The organism is Streptomyces sp. Y7, from assembly GCF_043195415.1.
GTDB lineage: Bacteria > Actinomycetota > Actinomycetes > Streptomycetales > Streptomycetaceae > Streptomyces.
The window spans coordinates 85,925-100,466 of the sequence record NZ_JBIDDQ010000021.1 but is presented as its reverse complement, the minus strand read 5'-3'; the positions used below and the strand labels follow the sequence as shown (position 1 = coordinate 100,466).

The 14,542-nt window shown below is 69.7% G+C and carries 10 protein-coding genes; 7 read left to right on the top strand and 3 right to left on the bottom strand.

Features of this window, described 5'->3' with window-relative positions:
• The first annotated feature begins 11 nt into the window (after positions 1–11).
• Both tatC and ACGFW6_RS34720 read left to right on the top strand, forming a co-directional pair.
• Positions 12–962, top strand: coding sequence for a twin-arginine translocase subunit TatC (gene tatC, locus ACGFW6_RS34725; protein ID WP_393519081.1), 951 nt, complete (start codon positions 12–14; stop codon positions 960–962).
• 113 nt (positions 963–1,075) lie between these two features.
• Positions 1,076–3,925: a DEAD/DEAH box helicase gene (locus ACGFW6_RS34720; protein ID WP_393519179.1), complete on the top strand. Its 2,850-nt coding sequence runs from the start codon at positions 1,076–1,078 to the stop codon at positions 3,923–3,925.
• Between the two features lie 162 nt (positions 3,926–4,087).
• Here ACGFW6_RS34720 and helR read toward each other — a convergent pair whose 3' ends face one another.
• Positions 4,088–6,271, bottom strand: a complete 2,184-nt coding sequence (gene helR / locus ACGFW6_RS34715; RefSeq protein WP_393519078.1) for an RNA polymerase recycling motor ATPase HelR — start codon at positions 6,269–6,271, stop codon at positions 4,088–4,090.
• Positions 6,272–6,902: 631 nt separating this feature from the next.
• On the opposite strand from helR, the gene ACGFW6_RS34710 reads away from it, so the two are divergent.
• The 5 genes from ACGFW6_RS34710 (at position 6,903) to ACGFW6_RS34690 (ending at position 11,509) form a co-directional block, all read left to right on the top strand.
• On the top strand, positions 6,903–8,492 hold the full coding sequence (locus ACGFW6_RS34710; protein WP_393519076.1) for a sensor histidine kinase: 1,590 nt from the start codon (positions 6,903–6,905) through the stop codon (positions 8,490–8,492).
• Positions 8,489–8,896, top strand: a complete 408-nt coding sequence (locus tag ACGFW6_RS34705) for a roadblock/LC7 domain-containing protein (RefSeq protein WP_359049465.1) — start codon at positions 8,489–8,491, stop codon at positions 8,894–8,896. Before ACGFW6_RS34710 ends, ACGFW6_RS34705 begins: the two co-directional genes overlap by 4 nt.
• Positions 8,893–9,309, top strand: coding sequence for a DUF742 domain-containing protein (locus ACGFW6_RS34700; protein ID WP_393519073.1), 417 nt, complete (start codon positions 8,893–8,895; stop codon positions 9,307–9,309). The genes ACGFW6_RS34705 and ACGFW6_RS34700 overlap by 4 nt, the downstream gene beginning before the upstream one ends.
• Positions 9,290–9,910 carry an ATP/GTP-binding protein gene (locus ACGFW6_RS34695; protein ID WP_393519070.1) on the top strand — a complete coding sequence of 207 codons (621 nt, stop codon included), beginning with the start codon at positions 9,290–9,292 and terminating at the stop codon, positions 9,908–9,910. The genes ACGFW6_RS34700 and ACGFW6_RS34695 overlap by 20 nt, the downstream gene beginning before the upstream one ends.
• A gap of 120 nt (positions 9,911–10,030) precedes the next feature.
• Positions 10,031–11,509 carry a cytochrome P450 gene (locus tag ACGFW6_RS34690; RefSeq protein ID WP_393519067.1) on the top strand — a complete coding sequence of 493 codons (1,479 nt, stop codon included), beginning with the start codon at positions 10,031–10,033 and terminating at the stop codon, positions 11,507–11,509.
• Positions 11,510–11,551: 42 nt separating this feature from the next.
• Here the strand turns inward: ACGFW6_RS34690 and ACGFW6_RS34685 are convergent, their stop codons facing one another.
• Positions 11,552–12,493 (bottom strand): RluA family pseudouridine synthase, encoded by a 942-nt coding sequence (locus ACGFW6_RS34685; protein ID WP_393519064.1) that lies wholly within the window; start codon positions 12,491–12,493, stop codon positions 11,552–11,554.
• Positions 12,494–12,601: 108 nt separating this feature from the next.
• Positions 12,602–13,648: a hypothetical protein gene (locus tag ACGFW6_RS34680; protein WP_393519062.1), complete on the bottom strand. Its 1,047-nt coding sequence runs from the start codon at positions 13,646–13,648 to the stop codon at positions 12,602–12,604.
• Positions 13,649–14,542 lie beyond the last annotated feature (894 nt).

Here is a 14,542-nt window from a genome sequence, read left to right as displayed (position 1 = left end):
GGGAACGTGGGTTGCTGAAGTCTGCCCGCAAAGAGGAGAGGGATCCCGAGGGGCGGATGCCCCTCGCGGAACACCTTCGTGAGCTCCGCAACCGGCTCGCGAAGGCGCTGCTCGCGATCGTGATCATCACGGTCGTCGCCGCCTTCTTCTATCAGGAGATCATCAACTTCTTCACCAAGCCGGTCCTGGAGTCGGTCGGCTGCCCGAAGTCGTTCGAGGAACTGGCCAAGACGGCGCGCGACGAGAACCCGTGCGCGCAGATCACGATCAACGGTCTGCTCGCGCCGTTCACGCTGGCTCTGAAGGTGTCCCTGATGGCCGGTGTCGTCCTGGCCGCACCGGTCTGGTTGTACCAGCTGTGGGCCTTCGTCGCCCCCGGCCTGCACAAGCACGAGCGCAAGTACGCCTACGCCTTCGTCGGCACGGGCTTCCCGCTCTTCCTCGCCGGCGCCTTCTTCGCCTACAAGGTGCTGCCGAAGACCGCCGACGTGCTGATCGAGTTCACCCCGTTCGGCGTCGACAACCTCCTGCCGCTCGACGATCTGCTCGACCTCGTCACGCGCATGGTGATCGTCTTCGGTCTCTCCTTCGAACTGCCACTGCTGCTCGTGATGCTCAACTTCACGGGTGCGATCACCGGCAAGCGCATGCTCGGCTGGTGGCGCGGCATGATCATGGGTATCACCGTGTTCGCGGCGCTCGCGACGCCGAGCACGGACCCGCTGACCATGATGGCGCTCGCCGGACCGATCTGGGTCCTGTACTTCGCCGCCGTCACGGTCTCCCTGCTCAACGACCGCCGCAGGCGCCGCCGTGACGCCATGGGACCGGCCGACGACGAGGCCTCGGACCTGGACCTGACCCCCGAGGACATCGGGCAGGTCGAAACCGTCTCCGCGAGCCGTGCCCTGCCGGAGCAGGCGACCACGGAGCGGGTCAACGGTTACGACGACGTCACCTGAGAGACGGTTCTGGGCAAGAAGAGGCCGGGGCGCCTACGGGGCGCACCCGGCCGCTTCCGCTTCGCGGTCGTGAGCTGCGCGGATCCCGGGTCCGCCCGGTGCCGATCCGGATAATGATCGTCCTGTTGTCAGTGGGGCCCGGTACGCTCGAAAGCACGATGACAGAGGACCTCTCACCGGCCGAGCGGTATGCGGCAGCACGCAGGCGCGCCGCCGAGCAGGCCACCGCGCTCGCCTCCTTCCGCGAGATGTACGACTTCGGCCTCGACCCCTTCCAGATCGAGGCATGCCAGGCGCTCGAGACGGGGAAGGGCGTGCTGGTGGCCGCGCCCACCGGCTCCGGCAAGACGATCGTCGGCGAGTTCGCCGTCCACCTCGCCCTGATGCAGGGCAAGAAGTGCTTCTACACGACGCCCATCAAGGCGCTGTCCAACCAGAAGTACGCCGACCTGTGCCGCCGTTACGGCAACGGCATGGTCGGTCTGCTCACCGGCGACAACAGCGTCAACCCGGACGCCGCGGTGGTCGTGATGACCACCGAGGTACTGCGGAACATGCTGTACGCCGGGTCGCAGACCCTCCTCGGCCTCGGCTACGTGGTCATGGACGAGGTGCACTACCTCTCCGACCGCTTCCGGGGCGCCGTATGGGAAGAGGTGATCATTCACCTGCCCGAGTCGGTCACCCTCGTCTCGCTGTCGGCGACCGTGTCCAACGCCGAGGAGTTCGGCGACTGGCTCGACACCGTCCGCGGCGACACCGAGGTCATCGTCTCCGAGCACCGGCCCGTGCCGCTCTTCCAGCACGTGCTCGCCGGACGCCGGATGTACGACCTGTTCGAGGAGGGCGAGGGCAGCAAGAAGGCCGTCAACCCCGACCTCACACGGCTGGCCCGGATGGAGTCCCAGCGGCCCTCCTACCAGGACCGCAGACGGGGCCGCGCCATGCGCGAGGCCGACCGGGAGCGGGATCGCAGACAGCGCTCCAGGGTGTGGACGCCCGGGCGGCCCGAAGTCATCGAACGCCTCGACGCCGAGGGCCTGCTGCCCGCCATCACCTTCATCTTCAGCCGCGCCGCCTGCGAGGCCGCCGTCCAGCAGTGCCTGTACGCGGGGCTGCGGCTGAACGACGACGAGGCGCGGGAGAAGGTGCGCGCCCTCGTCGAGGAGCGCACCGCGTCCATCCCGACCGAGGACCTGCACGTCCTCGGGTACTACGAGTGGCTGGAGGGTCTGGAGCGCGGTATAGCGGCCCACCACGCGGGCATGCTCCCGACCTTCAAGGAGGTCGTCGAGGAGCTGTTCGTCCGCGGCCTGGTGAAGGCCGTCTTCGCCACCGAGACCCTCGCCCTCGGCATCAACATGCCGGCGCGCTCGGTGGTGTTGGAGAAGCTCGTCAAGTGGAACGGCGAGCAGCACGCCGACATCACCCCCGGCGAGTACACCCAGCTGACCGGTCGTGCGGGCCGCCGCGGCATCGACGTCGAGGGACACGCCGTGGTGCTGTGGCAGCGCGGCATGAGCCCGGACCACCTCGCGGGCCTGGCCGGCACCCGCACCTACCCGCTGCGCTCCAGCTTCAAGCCGTCGTACAACATGGCGGTCAACCTGGTCGAGCAGTTCGGGCGGCACCGCTCGCGCGAACTGCTGGAGACGTCCTTCGCGCAGTTCCAGGCCGACAAGTCCGTCGTCGGGATCTCCCGCCAGGTCCAGCGCAACGAGGAAGGGCTGGAGGGCTACAAGGAGTCGATGACCTGCCACCTCGGGAACTTCGAGGAGTACGCGCAACTGCGCCGCGAACTGAAGGACCGCGAGAACGAGTTGGCCCGGCAGGGCGCGGCCGAGCGGCGCGCGGAGGCCGCCGTCGCGCTGGAGAAGCTCAAGCCGGGCGACGTCATCCATGTGCCGACCGGCAAGTACGCCGGGCTCGCGCTGGTGCTCGACCCGGGGCTGCCGGCCGGCCGCTCCAACGGCCACCGCGGCTTCGAGCACCACGACGGGCCGCGTCCGCTGGTCCTGACCGCCGAACGGCAGGTCAAGCGGCTGGCGGCGATGGACTTCCCGGTGCCCGTGGAGGCGCTGGAGCGGATGCGGATCCCCAAGTCCTTCAACCCGCGCTCCCCGCAGTCCCGTCGGGATCTGGCGTCCGCGCTGCGCACCAAGGCCGGGCACATCTCCCCGGACCGGCACCGCAAGCGGCGCTCCCAGGCCGCGGACGACCGCGAGATCGACCGGCTGCGCAAGGCCCTGCGGGCGCACCCCTGCCACGGCTGCAACGACCGTGAGGACCACGCCCGTTGGGCCGAGCGCTACCACCGGCTGCTGCGCGACACCTCGCAGCTGGAGCGCCGTATCGAGGGCCGCACGAACACGATCGCGCGCACCTTCGACCGCATCGTCGCGCTGTTGACCGAGCTGGACTATCTGCGCGGCGACGAGGTGACCGAGCACGGCAAGCGCCTCGCCCGGCTGTACGGCGAACTCGACCTGCTCGCCAGCGAGTGCCTGCGCGAGCGGGTGTGGGAGGGCCTCGGCCCGGCCGAACTCGCCGCCTGCGTCTCGGCGTTGGTCTACGAGGCACGGGTCGGGGACGACGCGATGGCCCCGAAGCTGCCGTCGGGCAAGGCCAAGGCCGCGCTCGGTGAGATGGTGCGGATCTGGGGCCGGCTGGACGCTCTGGAGGAGGACTTCAGGATCACCCAGACCGAGGGTGTCGGCCAGCGTGAACCGGATCTGGGCTTCGCCTGGGCCGCCTACATGTGGGCCAGCGGCAAGGGACTGGACGAGGTGCTGCGGGAGGCGGAGATGCCGGCCGGGGACTTCGTGCGGTGGTGCAAGCAGGTGATCGACGTGCTGGGGCAGATCTCGGCGGCGTCTCCTTCCGACTCGACCGTGGGGAAGAGCGCGCGTAAGGCTGTGGAGGGGCTGCTGCGGGGGGTTGTCGCCTACTCGTCGGTGGGGTGACCCAGGGCGGGCGCGGGGTGGGCCGGCTGGTCGCGCCCCGCGGCGGAGCCGCATATCGATGCAGCCCCGCTCCCCGCGGCGGAGCCGCATATCAATGCAGCCCCGCGCCCCTGGGGGCGTGCCGTCAGCGGACGGCGGCCCAGCGCCCCTGAGGGCGTGTCGTCAGCGGAGCACGACCAGTTGCCGTGTCGCTCGTGTCATCGCCACGTAGTGGTCCACCGCTCCCTCGATGCCCTCGCCGAAGTTCTCCGGGTTCACCAGGACGACCAGGTCGAATTCCAGGCCCTTGGACAGCTCGGGGGTCAGGGACCGTACGCGGTCCGTCGGGCGGTACGTCGAGTCGCCGATGACGCAGGCGGTTCCCTCCGCGTGCTCGGCGAGCCAGGCGGCGAGGATCGGGTCCCGGTCCGCGACCGTTCCGTGGACCACGGGGATGCCCCCGCTGCGGATCGACGTCGGCACATTGGCGTCCGGCAGCGCGGCCCGGATGACCGGCTCGGCCTCGGTCATGATCTCCATGGGCGTGCGGTAGTTGACGTTCAGGGAGGCCAGGTCGATCCGGTCGAGCCCGACGCGGGCGAGGCGTTCCTGCCATGACTCGGTGAACCCGTGCCGGGCCTGGGCACGGTCGCCGACGATGGTGAAGCTGCGTGACGGGCAGCGCTGGAGCAGCATCTGCCACTCCGCGTCGGTCAGCTCCTGCGCCTCGTCGACGACGATGTGCGCGAACGGTCCGGCCAGGCGGTCCGGGTCGACGTCGGTCAGTTCGGACTCGTCGACCAGACTGACCTGGGCGTCCTGCCCCCGCAGCATGATCACCAGGCCCTCGCCCTCATCCATGTCGGCGCCGGACTTCGCCGTGGCCTCGATGAGGCTGTCGACGACCTGCGTCATCCGCTCGCGCTGGGCGGCGAGGATGCTCTTGTGGCGGCGGCTGCGGCGCGCCGCCTCAGGGTCACCGAGGCGCTGCCGTGCGGCGTCCAGGAGCGGAAGGTCGGACACCGTCCACGCCTGGGCGTCGGCCCGCTGGAGCCGCTGCACCTCCTCGCGGCCGAGCCAGGGTGCGCACATCCGCAGATAGGCCGGGACCGACCACAGGTCCCCGACCAGGTCCGCCGCCTCCAGCAGCGGCCACGACCGGTCGAAGGCCGAGCGCAGCTCCCGGTTCTGCGACAGCGACCTGCGGATCAGCTCGGGGGAGATCTCACCGTCGTCTCCGGAGGCGTCCTCCTCGTGCTGGTCGACCAGGATCGTCAGCAACTCCTCCCAGACCTGGTCGCGGGCCTCGTTGTGCGGCGTACCGGGCTCGGCCGCGTCGAAGGCCACGGCCCAGTCGCGGGCGGTCAGCCGTACCTCGGACCAGTGGGTGGTGACCGTCATGCCCTCGGTGGGTGGCTCCTCGTAGAAGCGGACGGCCTTCTCGATCGCCCGCACCAGGTCCGCGGACGACTTCAGACGCGCCACCTCAGGATCGGCCTCGACTCCCGCGGAGGCGCCCTCGGGGACGAGGTCGCGCAGGATGCAGGTCTGCACGCCCTCCTCGCCGAGGCTGGGCAGGACGTCGGAGACGTACGCCAGGTACGGCCGGTGCGGGCCGACGAACAGCACGCCGCCCCGGCGCTGGTCGAGCCGCGGGTCGGAGTACAGCAGGTAGGCGGAGCGGTGCAGGGCGACGACTGTCTTGCCGGTGCCGGGACCGCCGTCCACGACGAGCGCGCCCCGCGACCCCGCGCGGATGATCGCGTCCTGGTCGGCCTGGATCGTGCCGAGCACATCGCGCATCCGCGGGGAGCGGGTGCTGCCCAGGCTCGCGATGAACGCGGACTGGTCGTCGAGCGCGGCATGCCCGTCGAAGCCGTCCGGGGTGAACACCTCGTCCCAGTAGTCGGTGATCCGGCCCCCGGTCCAGCGGTACCGGCGGCGGCCGGCCAGGCCCATCGGGTTGGCGTGGGTGGCGCCGAAGAACGGCTCGGCGGCGGGGGAGCGCCAGTCCACCAGCAGCCGGCGGCCCGTGCTGTCGGTCAGGCCGAGGCGTCCCACGTAGACGGGCTCGGCACCGTCCTCGCCGACCATGTGGCCGAGGCACAGGTCCAGGCCGAAGCGGCGCAGGGTGCGCAGCCGGGCGCTGAGCCGGTGGATCTCGTTGTCGCGGTCCATCGCCTCGCGGCCCGTGCCGCCCGGTTCCCTGCGGGCGGCGGCGAGCCGGTCGGACAGCTCGGCGATGGACTCCTCGAGGCACTCCGCGATGGCGGCGAAGCGCCGCTCGTCGGCGGCGATCAGTGCGGGGTCGCTCTTGGCGGAGAGGCGTTCCGGAAGGGCGAAGGCGCTGGTGGTCAGGGGGTTCACGGCTTTGGCTCCGTAGGTCGGTCGTGGGCGGACCTCGTGTGCGGCGACGATCCGGGCCTGCGCGGTCACACCACACGCACGCACTGATATGCCTCCCGTTTCCGCAGGTCGTGGGCTTACGAGCGGAGATTCTGCGGCATGGAGGGGGCCTTGCCGCAAGCCCCCCGGTGCGCTATAAGTTGAGAGTGGCAAGGAGCGGTGAGGCTCCTTGCCTTTGTTGTTTCCGCCGTCGTCGTGGCGCGCGCCTCTCGTCCGTCCTCGACGGACGCCGCCGCTCCCGCCCACGACGGGCGCCGCCGCTCCCGCCGAACGCTCGATCCGGGGTCCGGAACCCGATCTTCACCCGTCACGGTGAGTAATCTTCGAACATCTTCGCGATGTAACGCATCGTGTTCGAATGTGATCCGAGCGTATAAATGGGGCCGAGCGTACCGCTGCCGTGCACCCCATTTCAGGTGCTTGCTGAATATGACACAGCGATGATCCGGTCGGACTAAGCTCGCCCGCAGCGCACCGAGTTGAGGTGTAATCGTGCGCTTGTTCCCAAACGCGCAGAAGATTCCGACCTACCCATGAAGTACCCCGCTGCAAGCTCCCCCTACACCCACCCGATTGGTTTCAGAGGGCCCACATGGTGAGCGTTCAATCCCCGCCCCGACGCCGTGAACTCCCCTATGCACGTGTGCTGTTGCTGCCCGCCATAGTGATGGCCGCGGCGATCGGAGCCGCCGTCGCCCTGGTGGCGGACCCGGCCCGGACGGCCGTCGGCGTGTGCGGTGCCGTGGCCATGCTGCTCGTGCTGGCCTCCGCGGCCGAGGCGGTACGCCGCGGTCGCGCCCTGCGGGACGCGCGGGCCGAGCACGCCCGTCACGCCGCGTATCTGGAACGCCGTGTCGCCGCCCACGGTGAGGAGATGGCCCGCCTCGCCACGGAGATCACGCCCGCCGCGATCTATTCGCTGCGCTGCGGCAATTCACCCCATGAAGTGATGCGCGACCTCGCCGAGCTCGACCCCTCGTACGGCCAACTCGCCCCGGCGCAGGTCGAGTTGGTCAAGTCGATGCTCGACATCGTCGACCATGAGGAAGCCCTGCGTGACTCCGCCCAGCGCTCCTTCGTCAACATCGCCCGCCGCGTCCAGGCGATCGTCCACCAACAGGCCGTGGAACTGCGCGAGATGGAGGAGGACCACGGGCGCAACCCCGAGGTCTTCGACGACCTCCTGCGCATCGACCACGGCACGATGCTGATCGGCCGCCTCGCCGACTCGATCTCCGTGCTGGGCGGCGGCCGTCCCGGACGCCAGTGGCCCGACCCCGTCCCGCTGTACAGCGTGTTGCGCGGCGCCATGTCCCGGATTCTGGAGTACCGCCGCATCAGCCTGGACTCCATCGTCCAGGTCAACATCGCCGGCATCTCCGTCGAGCCGATCATCCACGCGGCGGCCGAACTCCTCGACAACGCCACGCGCTACTCGCCGCCGCAGACCAAGGTGCACGTCACCGCCACCGAGGTGCAGACCGGCGTCGCCATCGAGATCGAGGACTCCGGCGTCAGCCTCAGCGAGGAGGCCCGCGCCCGGGTCGAGGGCATGCTGGAGCGCGCCAAGCAGGGTACCGACCTGCAGGACCTCGGCGACTCCCCGCGGCTCGGCCTCGCCGTCGTCGGCCGGCTGTGCACGGCGTTCAACATGCAGGTCTCGCTGCGGTCCTCCGCGTACGGCGGCGTACGCGCCATCCTCGTGGTGCCGCGCGAGATGATGACCAACGACCCCGCCCCCGGACTGGCCCACGGCATCGGCGCAGCCGCGGCACCCAAGGCGGACCCCGACGGGCTCGAAGGCCCCAAGCGCACGCCCAAGAAGCGCCGCCCCACCAGCCCGAAGATCCCCGCCACGGTTTCCATGGAGGACGACGTCCCGGTCGTCACCGAGTGGACGGCGAACGGGCTTCCGCAGCGCCGCAGCAGGGTCAAGACCCCGCTCAGCAAGCGCATCGCCGAACAGGCGGCCATCGAGCAGGCCGAACGGGAGGGCAAGCCGACCATCTGGTCGACGCGTGCGGCCGAGCCCGAGCCGGAGCCCGAGAAGGACGAGCCCGTACCCGGCGCGTGGGTCGAGGCGTTCTGGAACGGCCTCAAGGACAAGCCCGACCCGCTCACACTCCAACCGCGAACCCAACCGGCCCGCGCCGAGGCCGAAGACGAGGGGGACCTCAAGTGATCCAGCAGCGCGCCAACTTCGACTGGATGCTCAAGGAGCTCCACGACGGCGTACCGGGCATCGAGATGATCGTCGTGCTCTCGGCCGACGGTCTTCGGATCGCCCGCTACGGCGGCGATCCGGACACGGCCGACCGGGTCGCCGCGGCCTGCGCCGGACTCCAGAGCCTGGCGAGCGCGGTCGCCTCGGAGATCCCGAACAGCGACGGCAAGATGAAGATGGTCCTCATCGAGATCAACGGCGGCTACTTCTATCTGATGGCCGCGGGCGCCAACGCCTATCTCGCCGTGCTGTCCGACACGTTCGCCGAACCGGGGCTGATGAGCAACCGGATGTCCGACCTCGTGGCCCGCATCGGCGCACATCTCACGAGTCCGCCCCGGCGCAACGGCCAGACCGTATGACTCCTCCGCAACGCCAGCGGCGATTCCCCCAGGGCCATCAACCGCCCCCGCCCCCGCCTCCTCCCTCGCCCGGTCCCGGGAAGCAGAAGAACCCCGAGCGGCTCTTCGTGGTGGCCGGACCGGACGGTGGTGAGCGCGACGGCGACCTCGACCTCGTCGCCTTAATCGTGGCGCGCGCCGACCCCCCGCCCGCCGCGACGCCCGAGCAGTCGGCGCTGCTCCGGCTCACCACCACCCCCCTGTCCGTGGCCGAGCTCTCGGCCTATCTGAACCTGCCGTTCAGCGTGATCACGGTCCTGCTCACCGACATGCTGGCGGCCGGGCTGGTGACGGCGCGTGCCCCGATCGTGCGTCAGGCCGTCGCCGACCGTTCAATCCTCGAAGCGGTGATGCATGGACTTCAAAGGCTCTGACACCGTCCCCGGCCCCCGGACCGAGGACCAGCTGCCGCACACGGCCGAGGCGGCGGTCAAGATCGTGATCGTGGGCGGCTTCGGCGTCGGCAAGACGACGATGGTCGGCTCGGTCAGCGAGATCAGGCCACTGACCACCGAAGAGACCATGACGCAGGCCGGCATCGGCGTCGACGACAACTTCGGCTCGGAGACCAAGACGGCCACCACCGTGGCGATGGACTTCGGCCGCATCAGCATCACCGAACAGCTCGTGCTGTACCTGTTCGGCACCCCCGGCCAGGAGCGCTTCTGGTTCCTGTGGAACGGGCTGTTCGACGGTGCGCTCGGCGCGGTCGTGCTGATCGACACGCGGCGTCTGGAGACCAGCTTCGACGTCATGGGGCGGCTGGAGGAACGCGGCGTGCCGTTCGTCGTCGCCGTCAACACCTTCCCGGACGCCCCGCGTTACCCCATCCCCGAACTCCGCACGGCGCTCGATCTGCCCGATGAGATCCCGATCATCGAGTGCGACGCTCGCCGTCGAGCCTCCAGCAGGGATGTGCTGATGACGCTGATGCGCTTCCTGCACGCGCTGGCGATGGCGAAAGCGCCGGCGTGAGTCACGCGCCGATCGCGCCGTACGGCCGCACGCGTCCCCCGAGTCGCGTCCGCCCGTGCGGCGCCCGGCACCCCCTCATCTTCTGTAGACCGGATCCACTTCAGCTTCGGAGCGATCATCGTGACGCCTGAATCCCTCTTCCCGACCGGTACGGACGCCCCCACGGCAGGCCCACCCCCCGGCTGCCCCGCACACGGCATCGGCCCCGGCGGACTGCGCCGGCTCTACGGTCCCGACGCGGAGGACCTGGAGGCGGTGTACGAGAAACTGCGCGAGGAGCACGGCGCGGTGGCTCCGGCGTTGTTGCATGACGATGTGCCGATCTGGGTGGTGTTGGGGCACACGGAGAACATGCATATGGTGCGGTCGCCTTCGCAGTACAGCCGGGATACGCGGCTGTGGGCGCCTCTGCAGGACGGTGCGGTAAAGCCGGATCACCCGCTCATGCCGCATCTCGCCTGGCAGCCCCTCTGCTGCTACGCGGAAGGCGAGGAGCACCTGCGACTGCGCGGTGCCGTTACCGGGGCCATGTCCACCATCGACCACCGGGGCATTCGCCGCCACATCAACCGTGCCACCCAGCAACTCGTCAACAAGTTCTGCGAGGAGGGCAGGGCGGAGCTGGTCACGCAGTTCGCCGAGCGCCTGCCCATGGTGGTGATGTGCGAGATCTTCGGCATGCCCGAGGAGTACAACGACCGGCTCGTCGAATGTGCTCGTGACCTTCCCAAGGGCACCGAGACCGCCATCGCCAGCAACGCGTACATCATGGAAGTCCTGATGCGGCTCACGAGCCGCCGCCGGGCCGAGCCCCAGGACGACTTCACCAGCCATCTCATCAACCACCCGGCGCGGCTCACCGACGAGGAGGTCAGCCAGCATCTGCGCCTCGTGCTCATCGTCGCGTACGAAAGCACCGCCAACCTCCTTGCCAACGTACTGCGCGTGGTGCTCACCGATCCGAGGTTCCGCGCGCAACTCAACGGCGGCCAGATGACGGTGCCTCAGGCAGTGGAGCAGTCCCTGTGGGACGAACCGCCGTTCAGTACCGTCCTGGGCTACTTCGCCAAGCAGGAGACCGAGCTCGGCGGTCAGCGCATTCGCAAGGGCGACGGCCTGCTGATGGGTATCGCTCCGGGCAACGTCGACCCACGCGTGCGTCCCGACACCAGGGCCAACATGCATGGCAACCGCTCCCACCTCGCCTTCAGCGGCGGCTCCCACGAGTGCCCGGGCCAGGACATCGGTCGTGCCATCGCCGACGTCGGCGTCGACGCGTTGCTGACCCGCCTTCCGGACGTCGAACTCGCTTGTGAGGAGGACGAGCTGAGCTGGCGGGAGTCGATCTCGAATCGGCATTTGGTGGAACTGCCGGTGCAGTTCGCGCCCAAGCCGCAGCAGGAGGTCACAGCACGTCCCGCGCACCCGGTGTCGTCGCAACGACCCAACAACTGGCAGTTCAGCGCGCCGAAGCCACCGCCGGTGGCCTCGGAGCCCGTCACCGCGGCGCCCGCCGCTCCGGCACCTTCAGCGACGCCTGAAGCAACCCCCCGACCGGGTGTGTTCCAGCGTCTGATGCGCTGGTGGCGCGGCGACTGATCCGACGGGCACGGGCCTGACCGGCGCACTCGGCAGCTGGGCCTATGCGGCCCACTCGTCGTACGACGTCCAGGCCCGCAGCACCCGCGGGCTGACGAAACGGTGCTCGCGCCCCGTGATGGGATCGGTGAACTCCAGGACTCGCGCCAGCAGTTGGAGCGGGCGTCGGAAGTCGTCGGCGGCCACGGGATCGCACACCACCGGGTAGAGGGGATCGCCGAGGATCGGTACCCCCAGGGCGCTCATGTGCACCCGTAGTTGGTGGGTCTGCCCGGTACGCGGCAACAGCCGGTACCGGGCACGCCCGGCACGGTGTTCCAGTAGTTCGACCCGGGTCACGGCGTTGGGTTCGCCCGCGATCTCGCGGGCGGCCAGGATGCCGCGTTCCTTGAGGATGCGGCTGCGTACGGTGCGCGGGAGGTCCAGTGCAGGGTCGTACGGGGCCACCGCCTCGTACTCCTTCGTCACCTTCCTGGCGCTGAACAGCGTCTGGTAGGCGCCGCGTTCCTCCGGTCGCACGGTGAAAAGGACGAGTCCGGCGGTCAGCCGGTCCAGGCGGTGGGCCGCGCCGAGCGTCGGGATCTCCAGCTGCCGTCGCAGCCGGGCCAGGGCGGTTTCGGTGACATGGCTGCCGCGGGGGGTGGTGGCCAGGAAATGCGGCTTGTCGGCCACCACCACGTGCTCGTCGCGGTACACGATGTCGATCGGGAAGGGCACGTGCTCCTCGTGTGGCAGCTCACGGTGGAACCATACGAACATCCCCGGCACGTACGCCGTGTCGCGAGACACCGGACGCCCCTCCGCGTCCACGATCCGGCCCTCGTCGAGCATGGTGTCGATCACCTGGGCCCCGACGGCGAGCCGCGCCACGAGATGATCCCGCACGGTCGGCCAGGTGTCCCCGGCCGGCAGCCGCACCCGCACGGGGTCCACCCCGTCGCGCTGCGGCAGAGGAGAGGGCGGGGGCGAAGTACGGCGTCTCATCACGATCAAGGGTACGAGGCGCGACCGGCAGGCGTGCCCTCCTCACCTCGGTGGCTGGACACGCCTGCGGAAGGCAACTGACGATGCAGCCCTGTACGGCTGCGCCGATCAGTGCCCCGCGTAGTCGAGCTGGTCCTCCTCGCGCATCGCGAACGCGGTGGCCTCGGGGCTGTTCCGGTACCGGGGAGTGTGCTGGTGCCAGTAGAGGCTGCCGCTGATCCACAGGGCCAAGTCCTTCAGCGAGTCGTCGACGACGTCCCACTGGGCATCGGTGACCTCGTACAGTCCCCGCATGGCGCGCAGGTCGTCGCAGGCGGTCATGAAGTCGGCGGTGGCTTCGTGCACCATACGGGCGGCTTTCCTGGCGGCCTCGCCCCAGGTGCTGCCACGGGCCTGCCGGACGACTGCGGTGAGGTGGTCCGCGTCGCCTTCCGCGAGGTCCTTGGGCAGTGAGTACAGGTCGTTCGTCCAGCTGATCGCATCGTTCGCGGCGAATCGCACCGTGCGGTACAGATCGCTGTCGACCACGGCCTCCGGCAACTCCCGGTCGTGACCGACCTCCAACAGGTCGAAGGTCATCTCGGCCCCCGAGTGCAGACGCCGGCGGCGTATGTACGTAGGGACGCTCACCAGTGCGCTGCGCCCCTGCCGGTGCGGGCGGGCGCGCAGGGAAAGGGCCAGCCAGTCGCGGTAGTGGGCACGGTACCGGCTTCGCCAGGCCGGCGAACGCCCCGGCGCCGTACGTCGCCACAGGTCGGCGGCAGCGGCGGCCAGAGCCCCTTTGGGCTTCGGCCGCTCTGTGAGATCCACCGGTAGCTGCGCGAGCAGGTCGGCCACCAGTGCCTCTGCCTGTGCGTCTTCGGTGCGCGGCCGGTCGAGGAAGTCGTCCACGAGCCAGTTGTGACCATGCCACCACGCCACCGTCTCGAGTGCGGCGACGCGGGGATAGGTGTAGCCGGCGAAGCGGGCGAACTCGCTGTGGGCGTACCCGTCCCGCTGCCGTGAACTCTGGAACAGCCCGTGGAAGGACGCCCATTGCAGGAGGCTCTCCTGCACGCGGTCGGCTTCGGGATGCATGCGCACCGGGACCGGACCGCGGAGCGCTGGAACCCGGAAGCCCTCCGGCGGGGCGGTTGCAGCGTCAAAAGTGGTCATACGGGCACCTCCTGCCTCTCAACCCCGCTGATGGATGGACATGGCTCCGTCGACGGCGTCCTCTGCTCCTCATTCGCCCGCTCTGGCTGCACGGAACACCGAATCGGAGGCGTCCGGATTGAGTTCGCACCGGCAGACCGTAATTGGCCGCCCGGGTGGCGCGCACCGACCGGGGTGTGTGCCCGACCAGGGAAGACGGCCCCAGGTAACTGGTCAGGAGCAGAGCCTTTCATGATGCCCTCCGGGAGGCGGAGTCGACCAAGTCCATGAACTACGCGCTGTGCTCCACACGCCGCGACCGCGGCGTGGCTGATTCGTGCACCAATGAGGCCCGCTGACCGCAACCGGTCGAGCTGACCCGGTCATGTCGCGTTCCGGGCGTGACATCGGCCGCGGCCTCCGGGACGACCGCTGGACGAGCGCAGACGGTCGGTGGCCGCTACCGCCACGACCGCGACGTCGGCGGCGCGGTCGTGGATCACCCTCCACCTTCCGCTGCACCTATGTGATTAGTCAACTGTTCGAGACAGGTTCGGGGTTGGGGAAGGAGCCGCCGCTGGGCGCCCCGAAGTGCGCATTCGGTGCGATCCCGGGGTGCTTGGGTGCATCGCACATCGTGGCCACCGGTCCCGCCTCAACTCGGCCGACTCGTCCTGACCATCCCGAGTCCCCCTGCCGACCCACGCGGCCATCCGGACACCACCCTCACGGGCCCGGGTGCGACACCCACTGGTGCCGTCAACTCTCCCTGACAGCCCATCTCCTCGCACCATGCGATGGTTTCCGGTCGTCGGAAAGGGGGTGCACTCCGGCGCGTGGAGCGGACGCCCTGGCCACCCGGCGCGCGGTCTCACGCCCCGCTCCTTCGGGCGCGCCGCCTGTACCGGGCTTGTG

Bases quoted from the DNA above. Each gene is read 5' to 3' on its own strand.
- ACGFW6_RS34720 (WP_393519179.1), top strand. From the start codon at position 1,076: ATGATCGTCCTGTTGTCAGTGGGGCCCGGTACGCTCGAAAGCACGATG.
- ACGFW6_RS34710 (WP_393519076.1), top strand. From the start codon at position 6,903: ATGGTGAGCGTTCAATCCCCGCCCCGACGCCGTGAACTCCCCTATGCA.
- ACGFW6_RS34700 (WP_393519073.1), top strand. From the start codon at position 8,893: ATGACTCCTCCGCAACGCCAGCGGCGATTCCCCCAGGGCCATCAACCG.
- ACGFW6_RS34695 (WP_393519070.1), top strand. From the start codon at position 9,290: ATGGACTTCAAAGGCTCTGACACCGTCCCCGGCCCCCGGACCGAGGAC.
- ACGFW6_RS34685 (WP_393519064.1), bottom strand. From the start codon at position 12,493: ATGAGACGCCGTACTTCGCCCCCGCCCTCTCCTCTGCCGCAGCGCGAC.
- ACGFW6_RS34680 (WP_393519062.1), bottom strand. From the start codon at position 13,648: ATGACCACTTTTGACGCTGCAACCGCCCCGCCGGAGGGCTTCCGGGTT.